25 protein-coding genes are annotated in these 22,497 nt (G+C 75.3%); 7 read left to right on the top strand and 18 right to left on the bottom strand.

The annotated features are described in order from the left end of the window. Positions 1-60 precede the first annotated feature (60 nt). Positions 61-462: a hypothetical protein gene (locus tag ABD160_RS05610; protein ID WP_344018985.1), complete on the top strand. Its 402-nt coding sequence runs from the start codon at positions 61-63 to the stop codon at positions 460-462. A 13-nt stretch (positions 463-475) separates the two neighbouring features. Here ABD160_RS05610 and ABD160_RS05605 read toward each other — a convergent pair whose 3' ends face one another. From ABD160_RS05605 to pyk, 6 genes are all read right to left on the bottom strand, one after another. After that, positions 476-1,879 carry an FAD-binding oxidoreductase gene (locus ABD160_RS05605; RefSeq protein ID WP_344018983.1) on the bottom strand — a complete coding sequence of 468 codons (1,404 nt, stop codon included), beginning with the start codon at positions 1,877-1,879 and terminating at the stop codon, positions 476-478. 123 nt (positions 1,880-2,002) lie between these two features. Beyond that, positions 2,003-2,494 (bottom strand): CoA-binding protein, encoded by a 492-nt coding sequence (locus ABD160_RS05600; RefSeq protein WP_344018981.1) that lies wholly within the window; start codon positions 2,492-2,494, stop codon positions 2,003-2,005. Further along, positions 2,491-3,831 (bottom strand): O-acetylhomoserine aminocarboxypropyltransferase/cysteine synthase family protein, encoded by a 1,341-nt coding sequence (locus tag ABD160_RS05595; RefSeq protein ID WP_344018979.1) that lies wholly within the window; start codon positions 3,829-3,831, stop codon positions 2,491-2,493. The genes ABD160_RS05600 and ABD160_RS05595 overlap by 4 nt, the downstream gene beginning before the upstream one ends. 24 nt (positions 3,832-3,855) lie before the next feature. Next, entirely contained in the window at positions 3,856-4,569 is a 714-nt protein-coding gene (locus tag ABD160_RS05590; protein WP_344018977.1) for a dienelactone hydrolase family protein, read from the bottom strand. Beyond that, the gene (locus ABD160_RS05585) at positions 4,566-5,480 is read right to left on the bottom strand and encodes an acyl-CoA thioesterase (protein ID WP_344018975.1); all 915 of its coding nucleotides are present in this window, start codon (positions 5,478-5,480) and stop codon (positions 4,566-4,568) included. The genes ABD160_RS05590 and ABD160_RS05585 overlap by 4 nt, the downstream gene beginning before the upstream one ends. A 22-nt stretch (positions 5,481-5,502) precedes the next feature. After that, positions 5,503-6,927, bottom strand: a complete 1,425-nt coding sequence (gene pyk / locus ABD160_RS05580; RefSeq protein ID WP_344018973.1) for a pyruvate kinase — start codon at positions 6,925-6,927, stop codon at positions 5,503-5,505. Positions 6,928-7,105: 178 nt separating this feature from the next. Here pyk and ABD160_RS05575 point away from each other — a divergent pair, with 178 nt between their 5' ends. After that, positions 7,106-7,441 carry a VanZ family protein gene (locus tag ABD160_RS05575; RefSeq protein ID WP_344018970.1) on the top strand — a complete coding sequence of 112 codons (336 nt, stop codon included), beginning with the start codon at positions 7,106-7,108 and terminating at the stop codon, positions 7,439-7,441. 4 nt (positions 7,442-7,445) lie between these two features. Here ABD160_RS05575 and ABD160_RS05570 read toward each other — a convergent pair whose 3' ends face one another. From ABD160_RS05570 to ABD160_RS05535, 8 genes are all read right to left on the bottom strand, one after another. Continuing rightward, a complete protein-coding gene (locus ABD160_RS05570) occupies positions 7,446-8,486 on the bottom strand; it encodes a M28 family peptidase (protein ID WP_344018969.1) in 1,041 nt (346 codons plus the stop codon). Between the two features lie 145 nt (positions 8,487-8,631). Beyond that, positions 8,632-9,270 (bottom strand): DUF2461 domain-containing protein, encoded by a 639-nt coding sequence (locus tag ABD160_RS05565; RefSeq protein WP_344018968.1) that lies wholly within the window; start codon positions 9,268-9,270, stop codon positions 8,632-8,634. Beyond that, the gene (lgt, locus tag ABD160_RS05560) at positions 9,267-10,163 is read right to left on the bottom strand and encodes a prolipoprotein diacylglyceryl transferase (RefSeq protein ID WP_344018966.1); all 897 of its coding nucleotides are present in this window, start codon (positions 10,161-10,163) and stop codon (positions 9,267-9,269) included. Before lgt ends, ABD160_RS05565 begins: the two co-directional genes overlap by 4 nt. 1 nt (position 10,164) lies before the next feature. After that, complete coding sequence (trpC, locus tag ABD160_RS05555) at positions 10,165-10,977, bottom strand: indole-3-glycerol phosphate synthase TrpC (protein WP_344019347.1); 813 nt, start codon at positions 10,975-10,977, stop codon at positions 10,165-10,167. Between the two features lie 76 nt (positions 10,978-11,053). Further along, on the bottom strand, positions 11,054-11,674 hold the full coding sequence (locus ABD160_RS05550; protein WP_344018964.1) for a Trp biosynthesis-associated membrane protein: 621 nt from the start codon (positions 11,672-11,674) through the stop codon (positions 11,054-11,056). Beyond that, positions 11,671-13,245: an anthranilate synthase component I gene (locus ABD160_RS05545; RefSeq protein WP_344018962.1), complete on the bottom strand. Its 1,575-nt coding sequence runs from the start codon at positions 13,243-13,245 to the stop codon at positions 11,671-11,673. The genes ABD160_RS05550 and ABD160_RS05545 overlap by 4 nt, the downstream gene beginning before the upstream one ends. Before the next feature lie 55 nt (positions 13,246-13,300). Beyond that, positions 13,301-13,957, bottom strand: a complete 657-nt coding sequence (locus ABD160_RS05540) for a response regulator (protein WP_344018960.1) — start codon at positions 13,955-13,957, stop codon at positions 13,301-13,303. Further along, positions 13,954-15,192: a sensor histidine kinase gene (locus tag ABD160_RS05535; protein ID WP_344018958.1), complete on the bottom strand. Its 1,239-nt coding sequence runs from the start codon at positions 15,190-15,192 to the stop codon at positions 13,954-13,956. Before ABD160_RS05535 ends, ABD160_RS05540 begins: the two co-directional genes overlap by 4 nt. Before the next feature lie 107 nt (positions 15,193-15,299). On the opposite strand from ABD160_RS05535, the gene ABD160_RS05530 reads away from it, so the two are divergent. The 5 genes from ABD160_RS05530 to ABD160_RS05510 all read left to right on the top strand — a co-directional run bounded on the left by ABD160_RS05530 (position 15,300) and on the right by ABD160_RS05510 (position 19,723). Beyond that, entirely contained in the window at positions 15,300-16,208 is a 909-nt protein-coding gene (locus tag ABD160_RS05530; protein WP_344018956.1) for a hypothetical protein, read from the top strand. A 51-nt stretch (positions 16,209-16,259) separates the two neighbouring features. Then, the gene (locus ABD160_RS05525) at positions 16,260-16,943 is read left to right on the top strand and encodes a GntR family transcriptional regulator (RefSeq protein ID WP_344018955.1); all 684 of its coding nucleotides are present in this window, start codon (positions 16,260-16,262) and stop codon (positions 16,941-16,943) included. Positions 16,944-17,028: 85 nt separating this feature from the next. Further along, positions 17,029-17,325 carry a hypothetical protein gene (locus tag ABD160_RS05520; RefSeq protein ID WP_344018953.1) on the top strand — a complete coding sequence of 99 codons (297 nt, stop codon included), beginning with the start codon at positions 17,029-17,031 and terminating at the stop codon, positions 17,323-17,325. Beyond that, positions 17,322-18,800 (top strand): sodium:solute symporter family protein, encoded by a 1,479-nt coding sequence (locus ABD160_RS05515; RefSeq protein ID WP_344018952.1) that lies wholly within the window; start codon positions 17,322-17,324, stop codon positions 18,798-18,800. The genes ABD160_RS05520 and ABD160_RS05515 overlap by 4 nt, the downstream gene beginning before the upstream one ends. 41 nt (positions 18,801-18,841) lie before the next feature. Further along, complete coding sequence (locus tag ABD160_RS05510; RefSeq protein WP_344018950.1) at positions 18,842-19,723, top strand: oxygenase MpaB family protein; 882 nt, start codon at positions 18,842-18,844, stop codon at positions 19,721-19,723. 57 nt (positions 19,724-19,780) lie between these two features. Here the strand turns inward: ABD160_RS05510 and hisI are convergent, their stop codons facing one another. From hisI to ABD160_RS05490, 4 genes are read right to left on the bottom strand one after another with little or no spacing between them, the layout of a single operon-like run. Beyond that, positions 19,781-20,152, bottom strand: coding sequence for a phosphoribosyl-AMP cyclohydrolase (gene hisI, locus ABD160_RS05505; protein ID WP_344018947.1), 372 nt, complete (start codon positions 20,150-20,152; stop codon positions 19,781-19,783). After that, positions 20,149-20,922 carry an imidazole glycerol phosphate synthase subunit HisF gene (hisF, locus tag ABD160_RS05500; protein WP_344018944.1) on the bottom strand — a complete coding sequence of 258 codons (774 nt, stop codon included), beginning with the start codon at positions 20,920-20,922 and terminating at the stop codon, positions 20,149-20,151. Before hisF ends, hisI begins: the two co-directional genes overlap by 4 nt. After that, complete coding sequence (priA, locus tag ABD160_RS05495; protein WP_344018941.1) at positions 20,922-21,668, bottom strand: bifunctional 1-(5-phosphoribosyl)-5-((5-phosphoribosylamino)methylideneamino)imidazole-4-carboxamide isomerase/phosphoribosylanthranilate isomerase PriA; 747 nt, start codon at positions 21,666-21,668, stop codon at positions 20,922-20,924. The genes hisF and priA overlap by 1 nt, the downstream gene beginning before the upstream one ends. Positions 21,669-21,714: 46 nt before the next feature. After that, complete coding sequence (locus ABD160_RS05490; RefSeq protein ID WP_344018939.1) at positions 21,715-22,491, bottom strand: GntR family transcriptional regulator; 777 nt, start codon at positions 22,489-22,491, stop codon at positions 21,715-21,717. Positions 22,492-22,497: the final 6 nt, after the last annotated feature.

Genomic DNA, 22,497 nt, shown 5'->3' with positions numbered 1-22,497 from the left:
TGCCGACCGGCCGTACCGACGGGGATCCCGGGCGGTGGGTGGGAGCGCTACCGTCCGGGGGTGGGCGAGGAGCGCGACCCCTGGCAGGGCGCACCGGGCTGGTCCGGGGTGGACCCCGACCGGCTGGCCCCGCACGAGCCGATGCCGGGGGCGCCGCCGTACCCGCCGGGGACCGCCCCGGAGCCGGCCGCACCCACCGCACCGGCCGGTGCCGGCCCGGCGCTCCCCCGCTGCCTCGCCGCGCCGGCCGGCTGGGTCGCCGTGGCACTGCTCGTGGCCGTGGTGACCGGGGTGGGTTCGTGGCCGCTGCGCGGGCTCGCGCTCGTGCTGCCGTGGCTGGCCACCGCGGCGGTGCTGGTGTTCCCGGCCCGCCGAGGGGCCGGTCCCGGCCTGCTGGTGGCGCTCGCGTCCGGACCGTTCTGGCTGCTGCACGCGCTCGCCGTGGGCCTGCTCGGCTGGTGACCTCCCCCCGGCGTCAGCGGGCCGGCGGGATGTTCGCGTTCCGGGCGAAGACGTTGTCCGGGTCGTACACGGCCTTGATCGCGGCCAGCCGGTCGTACCGGTCGCCGTAGGTCGCCCGGGTGCGCGGGGCGTCGTCGGCCATCATCGAGTTGACGTAGACGCCGCCGCCGATCGCGTGCGGCAGCAGGCCGGCGTGCAGGTCGCGCACCCAGGCCGTCTCGGTGGGCAGCCCGGCGGCGTCCGGGGACGCGCCGACGACGAACGCGCCGAGCCGCGGGGTGCGGTCGCCGCCGAAGGCCGTCGCGTCGTCGGGCACCTCGCAGTAGGCGCCGTCGAGCGTGTAGAGGTGCACCAGCGACAGCGGCGACACCTTCCGGCGGGCGTGCTCGGCCAGCGTCTCGATCGCCCGGTCCGGGAGCCCGGGCAGGTAGCAGCCCTTCTCGTACCAGTGCACGCCCCAGGCGTTGGCGTCGTCGAACATCTGCTGCAGCGCGGTGAACGGCATCGGGGTGCGGAACTCGAACAGCGGGGCGGGTGCGGCGGCCAGGATCCGGTCGCGGGCGGCGTCGGCGTCCGGGTCCGGCTGCTCACCGCTGGTCCCGACGACGACGAGCGCCCAGCCGGTCCAGCCCTGCACGTCCGCGGGCACGAACGGGGCGGGCGGCGCCGTCAGGCAGATGATCTGGAACCCGAGGGTGGGCGGGAGCCCGGGGAGCAGGTCGCGGGCCAGGCGCAGCACGGCGGCGCCGTCGTCGAGCCGGAAGAAGGTCATGCCGAACGACACCAGCGGCCCGACCGGCACCGCCGAGAACTCGAACTCGGTGACGATCCCGAAGTTCCCGCCGCCGCCGCGCAGCGCCCAGAACAGGTCCGGGAGCTCGTCGGCCGAGGTGCGGACCACCCGCCCGTCGGCCAGCACGACCTGCGCACCGAGCAGGTGGTCGACGGTCAGCCCGGCCCGGCGGGTCAGCCAGCCCATCCCGCCGCCGAGCGCGAGGCCGCCGATCCCGGTGTGCCCGACCTCCCCGGCGGGGACGGCGAGCCCGTGCTCCTGGCAGGCCGCGTCCATGTCGCGCAGCAGCGCCCCGCCGCCGACCCGGGCGCGCCGGGCCGCCGGATCGACGACCACCTCGTTCAGCGCGGCCAGGTCGATCACCAGCGTCCCGTCGCCCACCGACAGCCCGGCCGAGCTGTGTCCGCCGGCCCGCACCGACAGCGGCAGCCCGTTGCGCCGGGCGTGGTCGAGGGCGACGACGACGTCCTCGACCCCGGCGCAGCGGGCGATCGCCACCGGCCGGTGGTCGATCGAGCCGTTCCACACCCGGCGGGCCTCGTCGTAGCCGGGATCGGCCGGGGTGACGACGTCACCGGCCATCCGTGAGCGCAGCTCCCCGAGGTGGTCGACGGTCGCTGTCATGGCGTCCTCCGTGGCGTCGGCGGTGTGCCGGACACCGTCGCGTCACGCCCCGCCGCTGTCACGGGAGCGGGGTGGATTTCGCCACGGTTGACGACGGGCCGGAGCCCGTCCGGGACGCCGCCGTCAGCCCCGTCGCCGGGAGCTGATCACCCCGGTGTTGAACCCGGCCAGGTGCAGTCCCCCGGCGAACCGGGCGTGCTCCACCTTGAGGCAGCGGTCCATCACCACCTCCAGCCCGGCCGCCTCCGCCCGGCGGGCCAGGTCGGCGTCGAACAGCCCGAACTGCAGCCAGAAGGTGCGCGGGAGCGGATCGAGGGCGAGCACCTCGTCCAGCACGCCGGCCAGGTCGGCCGGCCTGCGGAACACGTCGACCAGGTCCGGCACGACCGGCAGCTCGGCCAGCGACCGGTACACCGGCCTGCCGAGGATCTCGGTCGCGTTCGGGTTCACGAAGTACACCTCGTACCCGGTCGACGCGAGCAGGTAGGTCGCGACGAAGTTGCTGGCCCGCGAGGGGTTCGCCGAGGCGCCGACGATCGCGACGGTGCGGGTCTCGCCGAGGATCTGCTGGCGCCGCACGGCGGGCGGGTTCTCCCAGGTCTGCTCCGGGTTCACGGGGTCTCCTCGGTCGCGGCGGTCAGGGCCTGGTCGAGATCCCACAGGATGTCCTCGGGGTCCTCCAGGCCGACCGAGATGCGGATCATGTCCCCCGGCACGCCCGCCTGTTCCAGCTGCTGCGGGGTGAGCTGCTGATGCGTCGTGGACGCCGGGTGCAGCACCAGGGTGCGGGCGTCGCCGACGTTCGCCAGGTGGCTGCACAGCTGCACCGCCTCGATGAACCGGGCGCCCGCCGCCCGGCCGCCCGACCGCTGCCCGCCCGGCTCGGCGACCCCGAACGCGAACACCGCGCCGGGCCCGTCCGGCAGGTACCGGGCGGCCCGCTCGTGGTGCGGGTGCGACGGCAGGCCCGGGTAGGTGACGTAGGAGACCCGCGGATCGGCCTCGAGCCACTCGGCGACCCGGCGCGCGTTCGCGACGTGCGCCGCCATCCGCTGCGGCAGCGTCTCCACGCCCTGCATCAGCAGGAACGCCGAGTGCGCCGACAGCGTCGCCCCGACGTCGCGCAGCTGCTCGGCGCGCAGCTTGGTCAGGAAGCCCAGCTCCTTGAAGTTGCCCCACCAGGTCAGCCCGCCGTACGACGGCACCGGCTCGGTCATCCCGGGGAAGTTCCCGTTGCCCCAGTCGAACGTCCCCGCCTCGACGACGACGCCGCCGAGCGTGGTGCCGTGCCCGCCGAGGAACTTGGTGACCGAGTGGATGACGATGTCGGCGCCGTGCTCGATCGGCCGGCACAGGTAGGGCGTCGCCAGGGTCGCGTCGACGACCAGCGGCAGCCCGGCGGCGTGCGCGACCTCGGCCAGCCCGGCGACGTCGGCGACCTCCCCGCCCGGGTTGGAGACGATCTCGGCGAACAGGCACTTGGTCTCCGGCCGGATGGCCGCGGCGTAGTCGGCCGGATCGGTGCCGGGGACGAACGTGGTGTCCACCCCGAACCGGCGCAGCGTCACGTCGAGCTGGGTGATCGTGCCGCCGTAGAGCCCGGCCGCGGCGACGACGTGGTCGCCCGCTCCGGCGAGCGCGGCGAAGGTCAGGAACTCGGCGGACTGGCCGCTGGCGGTGCAGACCGCGCCGATGCCGCCGTCCAGGCTGGCCAGGCGCTCCTCCAGCGCGGAGACCGTCGGGTTCGCGATCCGGGAGTAGATCAGCCCGTACTTCTGCAGCGCGAACAGCGCCGCGGCGTCGTCGGTGTCCCGGAAGACGTAGCTGGTGGTCTGGTGGATCGGCACGGCCCGCGAGCCGGTCGCCTCGTCCGGCACCGTCCCGGCGTGCACGGCCCGGGTGCGGAAACCCCAGGCGCGGTCCTGCTGCTGGCGCTCACTCACCCGGCCCATCCTGCCCGCACGCCCGGGACGGCGTCACAGGTGCTCCGCCAGGAACGCCAGCACCCGCGCGGTCGCGTCGGTCGCGGACGGCTCGTGGTACTCCAGGTGCATCGGCGTCCGGGCGGCCAGCGCGCCGGTGACGCCCGGCGTGCGGGTCATGAAGGAGTGGCCCGCGTCGGGATAGACCTTCACGTCGTGCGGGATGCCGCGCTCGGCGAGATCGGCCTCCAGCCGCTGCGGGTAGCCGTCGCGGAACTCCAGGTCGCGGCCGCCGAAGCTGGCGACGACCGGGCAGAGCGGCTCCACCCGGGCGGCGGTGCGCCCGTAGAACGGGACCGCCACCCGGTACAGGCCGGTGCCCGACAGCAGCAGTGCGAAGCCGCCGCCCATGCAGAACCCGATCACGCCGATCCGGTCGGCGTCGACGGTGGGCTGCTCGGCGAGCCAGCGCCGGGCCGACTCGCAGTCGCCCAGCGCCGCGCCCCGGCCGGTCGCCATCGTGGTCATCGTGGACGCGACGCACAGCGGCTTCACCCGGCCGCGGGCGAACAGGTCCGGGATCAGCACGGTGTAGCCCTCGCGGGCGAGGTCGCGGGCGATCCGGCGCATCTCCGGGGTCATCCCGAGCGCCTCGTAGATCATCACCAGCGCCGGCCCGGGGGTGTCGCCGCCGTCCGGCCGGGCCAGGAACCCGGGCAGCCGCCCGCCGTTCACGCTGGGGACCGACACGTCCGCCTCGATCGTCACGACTGCTCCCTCGACTCGGGGACCCGGACCAGGCCCTCCTGCATGGTGGTCGCGACCATCCGGCCGTCCTCGGTGAAGAACCGGCCCCTGGCCAGGCCGCGGCCGCCGGACGCGGCCGGCGAGTAGCACTCGTAGAGCAGCCACTCGTCGGCCCGGAACGGCTCGTGGAACCACATCGCGTGGTCCAGGCTGGCCATCTGCACCGGGCCGGCGGGCTTCGGGTGCCGGGCCAGCACCGAGCCGAGCAGGGTCAGGTCGCTGGCGTAGGTGAGCAGGCAGACGTGCAGCAGCCGGTCGTCGGGCAGCTCGCCGTCGGCGCGCAGCCAGAGCCGGGTCGGCTCCCCGGTCGGCCCGGTGGTGCGCGAGCCCGGCGGCTCGTCGATCAGCCGGATGTCCAGCGGCCGGGGCAGGCCGGACATCCAGCTGCCGTCGCCGCGCAGCGCGCGGGTGCCCAGGTCGTCCAGCTCGCCGGGCCGTGGCAGACCGGCCGGCATCGGCTCGGAGTGCACCAGCCCGTGCTGGTCCAGCTGGAACGACGCGGAGAGCGCGAAGATCGCCTCCCCGCGCTGGACGGCCAGCACCCGGCGGGTGGTGAACGACCGGCCGTCGCGCACCCGCTCGGTCTCGTAGACGATCGGGATGCTCGGGTCCCCCGGCCGGATGAAGTAGGCGTGCAGCGAGTGCACGCCGCGGTCGTCGGGGACGGTGCGGCCGGCGGCGACCAGCGCCTGCCCGGCCACCTGCCCGCCGAACACCCTGGGCAGCGACACCGGCGGGCTGACGCCGCGGAAGAGGTTCTCCTCCAGGCGTTCCAGGTCCAGCAGCGCGACCAGGTCGTCCAGTACGGCCTGGCCGCGCGGCACGCCGTCGACGGCGGTCGGTCCGGTCGCGGGTTCGGGATCGGCACTCACGGGGACGGAGTATGCCGGTTCGTCAGGCGTGGTCGTCCTCGCCGAGGCGGTGCACCCGGATCAGGTTGGTCGAGCCGACCGTGGCGGGCGGCGAGCCGGCCACGATCACCACCAGGTCGCCGGCCTTGAACCGGCCGATCGAGAGGATGGCGTGGTCGACCTGGCGAACCATCGCGTCGGTGGAGTCGACCTTGTCGACCAGGAACGTCTCCACCCCCCAGGTCATCGCGAGCTGGCTGCGCACCGCCGGTTCCGGGGTGAAGGCCAGCAGCGGCAGCCGGGTGTGCAGCCGGGCGAGCCGGCGCACGGTGTCACCGGACTGGGAGAACGCGACCAGGGCCCGCGCGGAGAGCCGCTCGCCGATGTCGCGGGCCGCGTAGGACAGCACGCCCCGCTTCGTGCGCGGCACGTGGTTGAGCGGCGGGACGGTCGCCGGGCCGGCCTCGACGGCCTCGACGATCTCGGCCATCGTGCGGACGGTCTTGATCGGGTACCGGCCGACGCTGGTCTCGCCGGACAGCATGACGGCGTCGGTCCCGTCGAGCACCGCGTTCGCGACGTCCGAGGTCTCGGCCCGGGTCGGGCGCGAGTTGGAGATCATCGAGTCCAGCATCTGGGTGGCGACGATGACCGGCTTGGCGTTCTCCCGGGCGATCTGGATGGCCCGCTTCTGCACCAGCGGCACGTTCTGCAGGGGCAGCTCGACGCCGAGGTCGCCGCGGGCGACCATGATCCCGTCGAAGGCCAGGACGATGGCCTCCAGGTTGTCGACGGCCTCCGGCTTCTCCAGCTTGGCGATCACCGGGACCCGGCCGCGGCCGGTGTTGTCCATGATCTTGTGGACGAGGTCGATGTCCGCGGGGCTGCGCACGAAGGAGAGCGCGACGACGTCGACCCGCAGCGACAGCGCGAACTCGAGATCGGAGACGTCCTTCTCGGAGAGCGCGGGCACCGTGATGTTCATGCCCGGCAGGTTGAGGCCCTTGTTGTCCGAGACCGGGCCGCCCTCGGTGACCCGGCAGACGACGTCGTTGCCGTCGATGGCGACGACCCGCAGGCCGACCTTGCCGTCGTCGACCAGCAGCCGGTCGTCGACCTTGGCGTCCTGCGCGAGGCCCTTGTAGGTGGTGGAGACGCGGTCGTGGGTGCCGGCGACGTCGTCGACGGTGATCCGGATCTCCTCACCGGTGCGCCACTCGGTGGGGCCGTCGGTGAACCTGCCGAGCCGGATCTTCGGCCCCTGCAGGTCGGCGAGGATGCCCACGGCGCGCCCGGTCGCGTCGGCCGCGGAGCGGATCATGTCGTAGACGCGCTTGTGGTCCTCGCGGTCGCCGTGGCTGAAGTTGAGCCGGGCCACGTCCATCCCGGCGTCGACGAGGTCCCGGATCCGGTCCGGCGTCGCGGTGGCCGGACCGATGGTGCAAACGATCTTGGTTCGACGTGTCACGGCGCCCACCCTAGCGCCGTTCTGGAACGATCCGGTTCCCGCGGCGCGGCCTGTCGGTGTCCGGTTCGGGCCGATCCGTCGATGGACGCCCGCCGGGGCCCGCCCGCGGGCGTCCGGCGGCCCGCCCGCGGCCCGACCGGGCGGCCGGGCCCGCCGGGCCGACCGGCAGACTGGGCCGGTGCGTGTCCAGCCGTTCGTCCTCGCGCTGCTGCTGAGCCTGGTGGTGCTGTTCACCCCCGCGGCCGGGGTACCGGACGCCCCGCCCGGCACCGACAAGGTCATCCACCTGGCGTTGTTCGCGCTGCTCGCGGTCACCGGGCGGATGGCCGGGATCCGCCCGTGGCCGCTGCTGGCGGGGCTCACGGTGTACGCCGCGGTGTCCGAGGTGCTGCAGGCGCTGCTGCCGCTGGGCCGCAGCGGGGACCTGCTCGACGGGCTGACCGACGTCGCGGGCGCGCTGCTCGGGCTGGGGCTCTACGCGGCGCTGGACCGGTTCCGGGCCCGCGCCGGGTGAGCCCTCATCCCGACGGCCGCTCGGTGGCGTCGGCGAACCGGGCGACCGTCGCGGCGATCGCCCTGGTGTAGCGGTCGAACCGGTCGGGGTCGACGTTGCCGAGGGTGTCGCAGGCGGCGTGGTAGCAGCGGTCGTACACCTCGCCCGCCGTGCCGCCCCACTGCCGCGCCTGGTCGTCGGTCTTGCTGTCGCCGTCACCGGTGACGGCACCGGCCACCGGGATCCCGGCCGCCGCGAACGGGGCGTCGTCGTCGCCGTAGAGCGGGATCCGCTCGACCGTGACACCGGTCGCGGCGAGCTCCTCGGCGAGCACCCCGGCGACCGCGGCGGACCCGCTCGGGCCGGTCTCCTCCTCGTCGTCGCCGGTGCCGCCCTGGACGAAGTAGCCGCCGTTCGGCGAGCCGAGCATGTCGGCGTTGAGATAGAGCAGGTGCGCGCTGCGCTCGTCGGGGGACAGCGCGTCGACGTAGCCGGTGGAGCCCTGCAGGTCGTCCTCCTCGGAGCCCCAGAAGCCGAACGCGACGGTGTTGCGGGTGCCCGGTTCGGGGCCGAGCCGCAGCGCGGTCTCCAGCAGGGCGGCGACGCCGGTGCCGTCGTCGTTGATCCCGGGGCCCTCCGGGACCGAGTCGAGGTGCGCACCGGCGAGGACGACCGAGTCCGGATCGCCGCCGCGGGTGCGGGCCACCACGTTGCGCAGCTCGCGGCCGCCGCCGGCGTCGTAGGACGGGGTGGCGACGTCGAACCCGGCGTCGCGCAGCACCCCGGCGACGTGCTCGACGCTCCGCTCGTAGCCGGGGCCGCCGGAGGCGCGGTTGCCGCCGTTGCTGTCCGCGATCCGCTGCAACGCCTCCAGGTGCGCGGACGCGGCGTCGCCGGAGGCGGTGGCGGCGAGCCGCTGGGCGAGCGCGCCGGTCGGCGGCGGTGGGGTCGGCGGCGGTTCCGCGGCCCCGCAGCCGGCGGCCGCCACGACGAACCCCAGCAGCAGCGCGGTCACCGCCCCGGCCCGGCCGTGCGCGGGACGCCCCGCGCTGCTCCTCGACCCCATCGGGACCTCCGCTCCGGCTCGTGACACCCCACCGCGGTCTCGTCCGGGCCGGCCCGATCGTTGCGGACCGGAACCCACGGACACAGAGCGTTCGCGGCGTGGCCCGTGACGGTTCGGGGCCGGGCCGGGGTTCCGGCGGGACCGCTCAGCGGCGGGGCTGCTCGGTGGGCCCCACGTGGTCGTCCAGCCACTCGGTGACCGGGCGCGCGGCGCGCCACACCTTCTGGACCCGGTCGCGGGCCCGCGGTCCGTGCAGCACGTCGTCCGGCGGCCAGCGGCGGGACACGAACAGGCCCTTGTGCCGCAGCAGGTCCAGTCTCGGGTGCGCCGGATCGGTGCCACGCGGGCGGGTCGCGAGGGTCTCCCCGTCGACGGTCAGGCCGTCGCGCTCGGCGGCGGCCAGCCGGGCGCGGAGGTCCTCGCCGCGGCGCTCGTCGTCGACCGCGGTGCGGAAGCGGGCCAGCTGGTCGGGGGCCATCCGGTAGTAGCCGCCGGCGGCGAGCAGGCCCTCCGACGAGACCTCCACGTAGAACGGCGCGGTGTAGCCGCCGCAGTGCGTCTTGTAGGGCGTCTTGTCGGCCGAGAACCGGACGTCGCGGTACGGGCGGAACACCTTCCCGGCGCCGAACTCGGGCTCCAGGTCGGCGAGCAGCGCGTCCATCGGACCGCGGACGTCGGCGTCGTAGATCGCCCGCTGGTCGGTCCAGTACGCCTTCGAGTTGTCGGCCAGCAGGCCGTCGTAGAACTCGACCGCGCCGTCGCCGAAGCCCACGAAGGAGCTCACGCGTCCTCCCGGGTCGCGGGACTCTCCTCCGGATCCGGTTGGGAGAACTCCTCGCGCCCCTTGGGCGCGAGCACCAGGTAGGCGATCGCCCCGGCGAACAGCACCGCGGCCACCACCACGTTGATCCGCAGGTCACCGAAGACCCGGGTGGCGGGGTCGGTGCGCATCAGCTCGATGAAGAACCGGCCGAAGGTGTAGCCAGCGACGTAGACGGCGAAGGCGCGGCCGTGGCCGAGCCGGAAGCGCCGGTCCGCGTACACCACGAGCCCCGCGACGGCGAGGTTCCACAGCAGCTCGTAGAGGAACGTGGGGTGCACGACCGCGATCGGCGTCGGGTCCAGCGCGACGCCGCCGAGCGGGTCCTCCAGGCCGGTCCCCGGATCGACCCGGCGGTAGATCTCCAGGCCCCAGGGCAGCGTGGTCGCCGCGCCGTAGAGCTCCTGGTTGAACCAGTTCCCGAGCCGCCCGACGGCCTGCGCCACCACGATGCCGGGGGCGACCGCGTCGGCGAACACCGGCAGCGGCACGCCGTGCCGCCGGCAGCCGATCCAGGCGCCGACACCGCCGAGCGCGATCGCACCCCAGATGCCGAGCCCGCCGTTCCAGATCGCCAGCGCACCCCAGGGGTCGCCGCCGGGGCCGAAGTAGACGTGCCAGTCGGTGGCGACGTGGTAGAGCCGCCCGCCGACCAGGCCGAACGGCACCGCCCACACGGCGACGTCGAGCACCGTGCCGGGCAGCCCGCCGCGGGCGACCAGCCGCCGCTCGCCCCACCACAGCGCGATCGCGATGCCGGCGATGATGCACAGCGCGTACGCCCGGATCGGGATTGGGCCGAGGTGCCAGACCCCCCGGTCCGGGCTGGGGATGGACGCGAGGACGGTCGTGACCATCTCAGGCCCCGGTGCGGCTGCAGGACGGGTGGAAGCCCGCCGCGACGAGCCCGCGGACCGCGGCCGCCGGGTCACCGCTGGTGACCAGGCCCTCGCCGACGAGCACCGCGTCGGCGCCCCAGCCCGCGTAGGTGAGCAGGTCACCCGGGCCGCGGACGCCGGACTCGGCCACCTTGATCACGTTCGACGGCAGGCCGGGCGCGATCCGGCCGAACACCGAGCGGTCCACCTCGAGCGTGTGCAGGTTGCGCGAGTTCACCCCGATCAGCTTCGCCCCGGCCTCCAGCGCGCGGTCGCACTCCTCCTCGGTGTGCACCTCGACCAGCGGGGTCATGCCGAGCGACTCGACCCGGTCGAGCAGCGAGTCGAGCACCGGCTGCTCCAGCGCGGCGACGATCAGCAGCACCACGTCCGCGCCGTGCGCCCTGGCCTCGTGCACCTGGTACGGCGTCACGATGAAGTCCTTGCGCAGCACCGGGACGTCCACCCGGGCGCGCACCGCGTCGAGATCGGCGAGCGAGCCGCCGAACCGGCGCTGCTCGGTCAGCACGCTGATCATCCGCGCGCCGTTCGTCGCGTAGGCGTCGGCCAGCTCCGCGGGATCCGCGATGTCGGCGAGCGCACCCTTCGAAGGGCTGGCCCGCTTGACCTCGGCGATCACCCCGACGCCCGGCTCGCGCATGGCGGCCATCGCGTCCCGGGGCGGCACCGCCGCAGCGGCCCGCCGCTTGATCTCCGCCAGGTCGACGGCACGTTCACGTTCGGCGAGGTCCGCGCGGACTCCGTCCACGATGGACTCCAGCACGCTCGGCACGCGCCCGCCGTCCTCGTTCTGGCCCACCGCGTCGATTCCTCCTCCACCGGCGCTCCGCCCGGTCGTCGGCGCCATGCTAGTTGTCGCTCTCGCGCGGCCCGACGGTCGGGTCGCCGCCCGCGTCGAGCCGCTCCCAGGCCGCCCGGTCCGGGTCGGTCTCGGGCGGCTTCGCCCCGGGCGCGGCGTACCGGCCGCCGAGCCGCGGCAGCCGGTGCTCCCGGATCACCAGCAGCACCGCGACGACGACGGCGACCGCGCCCCCGGCCACCGCCAGCCACGGCCACGGGGTCGCCTGCACCGCGCCGATCCCCTCCGGCGCGCCGCCGGTGTTCAGCCCGGCGCGGGCCGAGGCGAGCTCGGCCGGGGACGGCGGCACCGCGACCAGCCGCAGGGTCAGCACGACGGCGGCGCCCGCCCCGAGCGCGACGAGCACCCCGAGCAGCCGGCGCGCGATCCCGGACAGCGCCACCAGCGCGGCGACCGCGGCGACCAGCAGCGCCGCCACCGCGGTCACCGCGGGCTGCAGCTGCGCGCCGGTCGCCGAGGCCGCGACCGTCCCGCGGGTCGCGGTCGGCACGTCGACGGTGAACCACGGCGCGGTGCCCGACCCCCACAGGGCGGCGGCGCCGACGAGCAGGCCGAGCACCACGACACCCAGGCCGCGGCGGTCGTCGCGGGCGGCGGGCGCGGCCGTCATGCGGTGACCTCGGGCGGCCGCAGCGAACCCGCGGCCGCGACGGCCGACAGCACCGCCCTGGCCTTGTTCAGGCACTCGGTGTCCTCGGCGGCCGGGTCCGAGTCGGCGACGATCCCGCCGCCGGCCTGCACGTACGCCGTGCCGTTGCGGATCAGCGCGGTCCGGATGGCGATCGCGGTGTCGGCGTTGCCGGCGAAGTCGAGGTAGCCGACGATGCCGCCGTACTGCCCGCGCCGGGTCGGTTCCAGCCGGTCGATCACCTGCATCGCACGCACCTTCGGCGCCCCGGACAGCGTCCCGGCCGGGAAGCAGGCGAGGACGGCGTCGAAGGCCGCCCGGTCCCGGCGCAGCAGGCCGGTCACCGTCGACACCAGGTGCATGACGTGGCTGTAGCGCTCGATCTCGAAGAAGTTCCGGACCGTCACCGTGCCCGGCTCGCAGACCCGGCCGAGGTCGTTGCGGCCCAGGTCGACCAGCATCAGGTGCTCGGCGCGCTCCTTCTCGTCGCCGCGCAGGTCCTTCTCCAGCTGCAGGTCCTCCTCCTCGGTGGCGCCGCGCCACCGGGTGCCCGCGATCGGGTGCGTCGTCGCGCGCCCGTCGAGCACGGTGACCAGCGCCTCCGGGCTGGAGCCGACGATCGAGAACGGCTCGCCGCCGGCGGCGTCCTCCAGCTGCAGCAGGTACATGTACGGGCTGGGGTTGGTCGTCCGCAGCACCCGGTACACCTCGAGCGGGTCGGCCGCGCAGGGCATCTCGAACCGCTGGGACAGCACGATCTGGAACGCCTCGCCGGCCCGGATCTGCTCCTTGGCGTCCTCGATCGCGGCGTGGTGCTGCTCCGGGGTGCGGCGGCGGGTGAACTCCGGCTCGCCCGGCCGGTAGACCGCCACGGTGCTCGGCGCGGCGGCGCCCAGCTCGCCGGTCATCCGGTCCAGCCGGGCGACCGCGTCGTCGTAGGCCTGGTCGACCCGGGCGTCGGTGGCGTCCCAGTTGATCGCGTTCGCGATCAGGGTGATCGTGCCCTCGTGGTGGTCGAGCGCGGCCAGGTCGGTGGCCAGCAGCATCACCAGCTCGGGGAGGTGCAGGTCGTCGACGGCCGGATCGTCCGGGTCGGCGATCCGCTCGACCCGGCGGACGACGTCGTAGCCCAGGTAGCCGACCATCCCGCCGGTCAGCGGCGGCAGCCCGGGCAGCGGCTCGGAGTGCAGCTCGGTGACCACCGAGCGCAGCGCGTCCAGCGGGTCGCCGGTGGTCGGCAGCCCGTCCGGGACCTCGCCGGTCCAGTGCAGCTCGCCGTCGACGGCGGTCAGCGCGGCGGCGCTGCGGGCGCCGACGAACGACCAGCGCGACCAGGACCGCCCGTTCTCGGCGGACTCCAGCAGGAACGTGCCGGCGGCCCCCTGTGCCAGCTTGCGGTAGACCCCGACCGGGGTCTCGTCGTCGGCGAGCAGCCGGCGGCTCACCGGGATCACCCGGTGCTCCCGGGCGAGCTCCCGGAACTCCTCGCGGCTCGGGCTCACCGCACCCAACGCGGCCACGGGGACGGACGTGGTGGTGGGGCTCGCGGTCATGCGACCCATTGTCCCCGAGCCCGCCGGGCGCGGACGGCGGGGTGAAGCCGGGCCGCTATCCGGCCGGGAACCGCGGGTCGACGAAGCCGGACTCGTAGGCGGCGACGACGGCCTGGGTGCGGTCCCGGGAACCGGTCTTCGCCAGCACGGCGGCGACGTGCGTCTTGACCGTCTCGACGCCGAGGTGCAGGTCGGCGGCGATCTCGGCGTTGGACAGGCCGCGCGCCACCAGCCGCAGCACGTCGCCCTCGCGGGCGGTGAGCCGGGCGCCGGCGAGCCGGTCGCCGTCGCCGGTCGCGAACCCGGCGACCAGCTCCCGGACCGCGGCCGGGAACAGCAGCGACTCCCCCGTCGCGACGGTGTGCACGGCACGCACGATGTCCCGCGGCGGCGTCCGCTTCAGCAGGAAGCCGGTCGCCCCGGCGCGCAGCGCGTCGTAGACGTGGCGGTCGTGGCCGAAGGTGGTCAGCACCAGCACCCGCGGCGGGTCCGGCCGGCGCAGCAGCTCCCGGGTGGCGGTGATCCCGTCCACCGCGGGCATCCGCACGTCCATCAGGACGACGTCCGGCCGCAGCCGCCCGACCAGGCCGGGCACCTCGGCCCCGTCGACGGCCTCGCCGACGACCTCCAGACCGGGCTCGGCCCCGATCACGGCCCGCAGGCCGGTGCGGACCAGCTCCTCGTCGTCGACCAGCAGCACCCCGGTCGTCATGTCCCTCCCCCGCCCGTGGGCAGGTGCGCGTGCAGCACCCACCACCCGTCGTCGTCGGGGCCCGCGCCGAACGTGCCCCCGAGCAGCGCGACCCGCTCCGCCGCACCGGCCAGTCCGGTGCCGGTCCGGCCGCGCCGGCGCCGGACGCCCGCCGGATTGGCGATCCGCAGCTGCACCGCGTCCCCGGTGCGGCCCAGCCGCAGGGTCGACGGCCCGGGGCCGCTGTGCCGCAGCGCGTTGGTCAGCCCCTCCTGGACCAGCCGGTGCAGTTCCCGGGACACCGTCGCGGGCAGCCCGGCCACGCCGTCCACCTCGGCGGACAGCTCCAGCCCCGCGGTGCGGGCACCGGTCAGCAGGGCGTCCAGCGCGGTGGGGCCGGGGGCCGGCGCGTCCCCGGCCGTCGGGTCCCCGGCTGCGGTGTCACCGTCCCGCAGCAGGCCCAGGACGTGGTCGAGATCGTCGAGCGCGGCCCGGCCGGTGTGCTCGATCGCCTCCAGCGCCCGCCGGACGAACGCCGGGTCGCTCTCCAGCACGGTCGCCGCCGCGCCGGCCTGCAGGGTGGTCACGGTCAGCGCGTGCCCGACCGAGTCGTGCAGCTCGCGGGCCAGCCGGGCCTGGCCGGCCTGCCGGTCGGCGCGGCGCCGGGAGCGCTCCAGCTCGGCGGCCAGCCGTTCGGCCGCGGTGGGCCCGAGCAGCCGCGGCGCGATCCGGGCCTGCACCCCACCCAGCAGCACCGGAACGGCGGCGGCGACCGGCAGCAGCGCCAGGCCGGCGAGCGGGGTCCACCACGCCGCCGCACCCGTCGGCAGCCCGGGCAGCGGCTCCCACGGCGCGAGCAGCAGGCCGGCCGCCTGCGGGATCACCAGCAGCACCGCCGCGGCGGCGACGGTCCCGCAGGCGACGCAGAACAGCAGCCAGCAGGCGGCGCGCAGCCGGCCCGCGGCGCCCGGTGCGGCAGCCGGCCCGGGCAGCGTCGCGGCGGCCGGCTCGGGCAGCTCGGACACCGGATCGAGCAGCGTGCGGGCGGCGGCCGTCGCCAGTTCCCGGACCCCGGGCAGCACCAGCACCCCGGCGCCGACCAGCACCGCGGGCACCGCCAGCAACGTCGCCGCGGCCGCCCCGGCGCCGGACCGCACGATCTCCGACAGCAGCCAGGCCAGGCCGGCGTAGGGCAGCAGGACCACGGCGCCCAGCAGCACGTGCAGTGCACGGCGCGCGGCCCTCCCAGCACTCACCCGACGATCGTGGCAGATCGGCGGCCCCGCGGGCTCCCTCCCGCGGGGGACCCGGTCCCCTCGCGGGCGGGATCCGCCCGGCGGCCCGGCCGCGCAGGCTCGACGGCATGACGACCGACACGATCACCGCCCGCCGCGCCCTCGGGGTCGCCGCGACGGCGGGCACGCTGCCCTATCTGTCCCTGAAGATCGCCTGGCTGACCGGGAACCCGGTCGGGATCGACGACCCGGCCCTGCTGCGCGACGACGCCTGGATCGCCGCCAACACGGTCACCGTGCTGCTCGCACTGTGCGTGGCCGGTCTGGCCGCGGTGCTCGGCTCGCGGTGGGCGCTGCGGGCGCCGGCGGCGGCCGTCCTGCTGCCGGCCTGGGTCGGGACCGGGCTGCTGGTGCCGGCCGCGCTCGTCGCCCCGCTCGCCCTGCTCACCCCCGCCGCGCCGGGCGGCGGGGTGGCCGGCTGGGTCACGCCGATGGTCTACGGCGGGTTCGCCTGGCAGGGCATCTTCCTGCTCGCCGCGTTCGCGCTGTTCGCCAGGGACCGCTGGTGGACGGCCGTGCTGCGGCCCGGCCCGGTGCCGGAGCCGGTGCGCCCGCTGCTGCGCGCGACCGCGGCCGGCGGCGCACTGACCGCGGCCGGGTCGGTGGCGCTGCATCTCGTCCTGGCCGCCGGGGCCGGGCCGGTCACCGGGGCCGTGGTGGACATCGTGCAGGCCGCGCTGGTCGCCGCCGGGATCGCCGGGGTGCTCGCGCTCGCCGCCGGCCGTCCGGGACCGGTGGCGGTGGTCGCCGCGTGGACCGGGAGCGCGGTGCCGTTCGCCGGCGGGCTGTGGGCGGTCGTGTCGGCGGTGGGCATCGCCGGGCCCGGGAGCGCTCCGGCGCTGCGCGGGCTCGCCGACCTGGCCGGCCTGCTGGGCGGGTTCGCGCTGGCCGTCGCCGCGCTGCTGGCCGTCAGCAGCCCGCTCACTTCGTACACAATCCAGCCCACTGCACACCGCAATTCAGCCGTCAACGGTTGAAAACCGGCACCGACCACCTTACTTTGTGCACAATCACGAGGAGGTGGTCGCGTGACCTGGGACGACGACGTTCCGGGCGCCGGCGAGCAGGCGGCGGACCGGGTGCACGCCACGCTGCGCGCCGAGATCCTCGACGGCGTCCGGACCGCGGGATCCCGGTTGCGCGAGGAGGAGATCGCCGCCGCCCAGGGCACCAGCCGGACCCCGGTCCGGGAGGCGATCCGCAGGCTCGCCGCCGACGGGCTCGCCGAGATCGCCCCGCGGCGCGGCGCCGTCGTCGTCGCCTGGGACGCCGACGACCTCGACGAGCTGTTCGACCTGCGGGTCGTGCTCGAGGGGCACGCGGCCGCCCGGGCCGCCGTCTCCGGGCGGGCCGATCTCGACCGGCTGCACGCGCTGTGCGACCGGATGGAGGCGCTGCGCACCCCGCCGGACTATCCCGCGATCACCCGGCTGAACCTGGAGTTCCACCGCGAGGTGCACCGCGCGGGCGGGCGGCGGGTGCTGCCCGAGCTCGTCGCACGCGTCGTCGAGGCACCGCTCGTGCAGAGCACCATCCGGCGCTACACCCCCGCCCGGCTCGACCGCAGCTTCGCCCAGCACCGCGACCTGGTCGCGGCGATCGAGGCCGGCGACGCCGACTGGGCCCGCGCCGTCATGACCGCGCACCTGCGGGCGGCCCGCGAGGTCGTCCGGGACGCGGTCACCGCCGGTCCCGCACCGACCGGCCCCTGACCGACCCCGTCCGATCCTGACCGCCCCCTGACCGATCCCGACCGATCCCGACCCCCGACGACGACGCCGCCGAGGAGTACCGCCCGTGGACCACCGCCGATCCGCACCGACGCCCCCGCCCGGGGAACGCGAACCCATCCGGTCACCGTGGCTGTTCGCGGTACTGCTGGCGATCGTGCTCGCCGGCACCCCGGTCTGGTACCCGACCGGGCTGATCGAGCCGCTGGTGTTCGGGGTGCCGTTCTGGTTCGCGATCTCGGTCGCCAGCACGCTGGCGTTCGCCGGGTTCGTGTCCTGGATCTGCCTGCGCCGCTGGAACATCGCCGAAGCCGCAGAGACCGCCGAGGCGGCCGCCGCCGCGGACCGGGGTGACGACCGGTGAACGACCTGATCTTCGCCGGGCCGAGCGGCATCGCGATCCTCTGCGCCTACGCCGTCGTCATGCTGCTGATCGGCTGGTACGCCGGGCGCAGCGGCAACACCGGCACCGCCCGCGGCTACTTCACCGCCGGCGGCGGCCTCGGCATGGTGACCCTGTTCTTCACCCTCTACGCCACCCAGTACAGCGGCAACTCGGTCGTCGGCTACCCGCCGCAGGCCTACCGCGAGGGCTTCCTGTGGTGGCAGTCGGTGCCGTTCATGATCGCGGTCATCGCGGTCTACCTGCTCTTCGCGCCGCGGCTCTACGTGCTCGCCAAGCAGAAGGGCTTCGTCACCCCGACCGACTTCGTCCGGGACCGCTTCGGCAGCACCCGGCTCAGCCTGCTGACCATCGCGCTGATGCTGTGGGGGCTCGGCAACTACGTCCTCGAACAGCTCGTCGCGATGGGGCACGGCATCGCCGGGCTGACCGGCGAGACGATCCCCTACGAGATCGGGGTGATCGGGTTCATCGTCGTCATGCTGGCCTACTCGTGGACCGGCGGGATGCGGGCGATCGCGATGACCGACGTCATGCAGGGCACCGCGATGCTGGTCGGCATCGGTGCGCTGCTGGCCGGCGCGGTGTACCTGACCGGCGGCCTCGGCACCCTGACGACCTACCTGGCCGAGACCTCGCCGGAGCTGGTCGGTGTGCCGGAGACCGCCGACGCGGTCAACTGGTTCGCGATGATCGTCATGATCGGCTTCGGGGCCGCGGTGTACCCGCACGCGATCCAGCGCGTCTACTCGGCCCGCAGCGAGCGCACCCTCAAGCGCTCGCTGGCGTTCATGGCGTGGATGCCGCTGGTCACCACCGGCGTGGTGTTCGTCGTCGGGATCGCGGGCATCCAGCTGTTCCCCGGCCTGGACACCGCGGCGTCCGAGCAGCTGGTCGGCCTCATCGCGAACGAGGTCGCCGCCACCAACGTGCTGTTCTACCTGCTGATGATCCTGCTGTTCGGCGGCATCGTCTGCGCGATCGTGTCCACCGCGGACTCCGCGGTGCTGGCGTTCTCCTCGGTGGTGTCGAGCGACCTCTACGGCCGCTACATCGCCCCCGGCGCGTCGGACCGGCGCAAGGTCGTCGTCGGCAAGCTGGTCGGCGTGGCGATGGTGTTCGGCCTGCTGGCGATCGCCTGGAACCCGCCGGGGACGCTGTTCAGCATCTTCGTGCTGAAGTTCGAGCTGATCGTGCAGCTGGCGCCGGTGTTCATCCTCGGCCTGTACTGGAAGCGGATGGCCGCCGGGCCGACGTTCTGGGGGATGCTGGTGGGTGCCCTGGTCGCCGGTGGCGCGACGCTGATCGGGTGGGGCCCGTTCTACGGCGTGCCGGCCGGGCTGGTCGGGCTGGCCGCGAACGTCACGATCGTCGTGATCGGGTCGCTGCTGCTCACCCGCGACGGCGTCCGCGACGACGTGCCGGCCACCCGCTGATCCGCCTGGCCGGGCCGGTGCCCGGCCCGCACACTGGACGGATGGTCGATCTCACCCCCCGGCTGCCGGGCGCCGTCACCGACCGGCTCGCGATCCTGCGGTCGCGGGCCGGTTCGGCGGTCTTCTCCCGGGTCGCCGGGGACGAGGGATCCGGCCGCCGGGCCCGGGTCCTCGGCTCCGAGGGGCCGCGCTGGTTCGCCGGGGACGCGCCGATCCGCCGGGTGCACGGCGACGCGTCGATGTTCGTCGGCGGCCTGCGGGCGCTGCTGCTGCAGTCGCTGCACCCGCTCGCCATGGCGGGTGTCGCCGGGCACTCCGGCTTCCGCGGTGACCCGTGGGGACGGCTGCAGCGCACCTCCTACTTCCTGGCCGCCACCACGTTCGGGCCGGCCGACGAGGCGCAGCGGGTGATCGAGCGGATCCGGCGGGCGCACGCACCGGTGCAGGGGGTGGCCCCCGACGGGCGGCGCTACTCCGCGTCCGATCCGCACCTGTTGCGCTGGGTGCACGTCGCCGAGATCGACAGCTTCCTCGCCGCGCACGACCGCTACGGGAAGGAACCGCTGGACGCCCGGGGCCGGGACGGCTACGTCGCCGACACCGCGCGGGTCGCCCGTGAGCTGGGGATACCCGACCCGCCGGAGACCGCCGCCGAGCTGGCCGAGCAGCTGGCCGGCTACCGGCCCGAGCTCTCCGGCACCCCCGAGGCCCGGGACGCGGCCCGGTTCCTGCTGCTGCAGCCGCCGCTGCCGCTCTCCGCGCGGGTGCCCTACGCGGTGCTGGCCGCCGCATCGGTCGGGCTGCTCCCGCGCTGGGCCCGGCTGCCGCTGCGGCTGCCCTGGCTGCCGGTCACCGAGGCCACCGTGGTGCGGGCCGGCGGGACGTTGATCACCGCCGGGATCCGCTGGGTGACCACCGGGTGATCACCGGTTGTGGAGCGCCGGGCCGCGCAGGCGGGTGCTGCGCTCCACAACCGGTGATCAGTCGGCGGCGAGCAGGACGTCGGTGTCGAAGCAGGTCCGGGTGCCGGTGTGGCAGGCCGGTCCCTCCTGGTCGACGACGACCAGCAGCGCGTCGCCGTCGCAGTCCAGCCGCACCTCGTGCACGTGCTGGACGTGCCCCGAGGTGTCGCCCTTGACCCAGTACTCCTGCCGGGACCGCGACCAGTAGGTCCCCCGGCCGGTGGTCAGCGTGCGGTGCAACGCCTCGTCGTCCATCCAGCCGACCATCAGGACCTCACCGGCCCGGGACTGCACCACCGCGCACACCAGCCCGTCGGCGTCCCGCTTGAGCCGGGCGGCGATCGCCGGATCCAGCGCCGACTCGGTGACCCGCACGCTCGCCGAGCTCACCGCACCTCCACCCCGTCGGTCCGCATCGCGTCCTTCACCTCGCCGATCCGCAGCGTCCCGAAGTGGAAGACGCTCGCCGCGAGCACCGCGTCCGCGCCCGCCCGCACCGCCGGAGCGAAGTGGTCGACCGTCCCGGCGCCGCCCGAGGCGATCACCGGCACGTCCACCACCTTCCGGACGGCCTCGATCATCTCCAGGTCGAAACCGGCCCGGGTGCCGTCGGCGTCCATCGAGTTCAGCAGGATCTCGCCGACCCCCAGCTCCTGGCCGCGGGCCGCCCACTCCACCGCGTCCACCCCGGCGGAACGGCGCCCGCCGTGCGTGGTCACCTCGTAGCCGGACGGCTGCGGGCGCTCCCCGTCGGGGACCCGCCGGGCGTCGACCGAGAGCACGATGCACTGCGACCCGAACCGGCGCGACATCTCGTGCAGCAGCTCGGGGCGGGCGATCGCGGCGGTGTTCACGCCGACCTTGTCCGCGCCGGCGCGGAGCATCCGGTCGACGTCGTCGGGGGTGCGGATGCCGCCGCCGACGGTCAGCGGGATGAACACCTGCTCCGCGGTCCGGCGGACCACGTCGATCATCGTCGCGCGTTCCCCGGAGGACGCGGTGACGTCGAGGAAGGTCAGCTCGTCGGCGCCCTCCGCGTCGTACACCCGGGCCATCTCGACCGGATCGCCGGCGTCCCGCAGCTCCTTGAAGTTGACGCCCTTGACCACGCGCCCGGCGTCGACGTCCAGGCACGGGATGACGCGGACCGCGACGCCCATCAGCCCACCTTCCGCACGGCCTCGAGGGCCTCGGGCAGCGTGAACCGGCCGGCGTAGAGCGCCTTGCCGATGATCGAGCCCTCGATGTTCACCCCGCTCGCGGCGACCTCGGCGAGCCGGACCAGGTCGGCCACCTCGGAGATGCCGCCGGACGCGACGACCGGGGCGCTGGTGGCCTTCGCGACCTCGGTCAGCAGCTCGACGTTCGGTCCGGTCAGGGTGCCGTCCTTCGAGACGTCGGTGACGACGTAGCGGGCGGCCCCGTCGCCGTCCAGCCGGGCGAGGGTCTCCCACAGGTCGCCGCCGTCGGCCGTCCAGCCGCGGGACGCGACCCGGCGCCTGCCGTCGATCATCTTGACGTCCAGCCCGATCGCGATCCGGTCGCCGTGCTCGGCGAGCACCTTCGCGCACCACTGCGGCTGCTCCAGGGCGGCGGTGCCCAGGTTGAGCCGGGCAGCGCCGGTGGACAGCGCGCGATCCAGCGACTCGTCGTCGCGGATGCCGCCGGACAGCTCGACCTTCACGTCCAGCCTGCCGACCACCTCGGCCAGCAGCGGGGCGTTCGAGCCGCGACCGAACGCGGCGTCCAGGTCGACCAGGTGGATCCACTCGGCGCCGTCGCGCTGCCAGGTCAGGGCGGCCTCCAGGGGCTCGCCGTAGCCGGTCTCGGTACCGGCCTCGCCCTGTACCAGCCGGACGGCCGCGCCGTCGGCCACGTCCACCGCGGGAAGCAACGTGAAGCTCACCGGTCCAGCCTACGAGCGGGCCCCGAACCCCGGTCGGGCGGCGTGCTCAGCCCGGGGTGAACCGCAGGATGCACGGGTAGCGGTCGGCGCGGACGTACGCGCGGTGCGTCACGGTGCCGCCGCCGTCCAGCGTGTGCGTGGTGTCGACCCGGTACACGGCGATCCCCTCCCCCAGTTCGAGGGCCTCCCGGACCGCGGCGGGCGGGACGTCGGGCAGCACCGACTCCGGACCGGGATGCAGCGCGACCGGTGGGGCGCCGAGCCCGAGCAGTCCCGGGGCCAGCTCGGCGGCCGGGGGGCCGGGGCCCTCGACCCGGCACTGCGAGTCGGCCAGCGGGAGACCGTCGGCGCGCAGCAGGTGCCGGGCGGCGGTGGCGGTGCTCCGGCCGGTGGCGGCGCCCAAGCCGGTGGCGGTGCTCAAGTCGGTCGCAGTGCTCCGGCCGGTGGCAGTGCTCCGGCCGGTCGCAGTGCCCGGGCCGGTCGCGGTGTCCGGGTCGGTCGGGCCGCCTGTGTGCGGGCCCCCGGCGTGCGGGTCGGGGAGCAGCTCCAGCCGGACGCCCAGCGCGGCCAGGGTCCGGCCCAGCCCGGGCAGCGCCCCGGTGGCGGGCGCGCGGACCCGGCCGCCGAGCCGCGGCCTGCGCTCGACCACGCCGAGCCGGCGGACCGCCTCCCGGACGGTGTGCCTGCTGACCCGGTACCGATCCATCAGCTCGCGGTCGGTGGGGAACCGGTCGTCGAACTCGCGCGCCGCGAGCCGATCGCGGAGATCGGCGAGCACGGTGGCCCACAACGGATCCCGGCCGGGCGTTCCACTGGACGGCACGAGCGG

The organism is Pseudonocardia kongjuensis (assembly GCF_039526905.1).
Lineage (GTDB): Bacteria > Actinomycetota > Actinomycetes > Mycobacteriales > Pseudonocardiaceae > Pseudonocardia > Pseudonocardia kongjuensis.
Note: the sequence above shows the minus strand (reverse complement) of the source record. Positions and strands in the feature narration are given on the sequence as shown.

Bases quoted from the DNA above. Each gene is read 5' to 3' on its own strand.
- ABD160_RS05570 (WP_344018969.1), bottom strand. From the start codon at position 8,486: ATGGGGTCGAGGAGCAGCGCGGGGCGTCCCGCGCACGGCCGGGCCGGG.
- ABD160_RS05530 (WP_344018956.1), top strand. From the start codon at position 15,300: ATGACGACCGACACGATCACCGCCCGCCGCGCCCTCGGGGTCGCCGCG.
- ABD160_RS05510 (WP_344018950.1), top strand. From the start codon at position 18,842: ATGGTCGATCTCACCCCCCGGCTGCCGGGCGCCGTCACCGACCGGCTC.
- hisF (WP_344018944.1), bottom strand. From the start codon at position 20,922: ATGGGCGTCGCGGTCCGCGTCATCCCGTGCCTGGACGTCGACGCCGGG.
- ABD160_RS05595 (WP_344018979.1), bottom strand. From the start codon at position 3,831: ATGGGCCGGGTGAGTGAGCGCCAGCAGCAGGACCGCGCCTGGGGTTTC.
- ABD160_RS05540 (WP_344018960.1), bottom strand. From the start codon at position 13,957: ATGACGACCGGGGTGCTGCTGGTCGACGACGAGGAGCTGGTCCGCACC.
- ABD160_RS05545 (WP_344018962.1), bottom strand. From the start codon at position 13,245: ATGACCGCGAGCCCCACCACCACGTCCGTCCCCGTGGCCGCGTTGGGT.
- lgt (WP_344018966.1), bottom strand. From the start codon at position 10,163: ATGGTCACGACCGTCCTCGCGTCCATCCCCAGCCCGGACCGGGGGGTC.
- ABD160_RS05605 (WP_344018983.1), bottom strand. From the start codon at position 1,879: ATGACAGCGACCGTCGACCACCTCGGGGAGCTGCGCTCACGGATGGCC.
- ABD160_RS05550 (WP_344018964.1), bottom strand. From the start codon at position 11,674: ATGACGGCCGCGCCCGCCGCCCGCGACGACCGCCGCGGCCTGGGTGTC.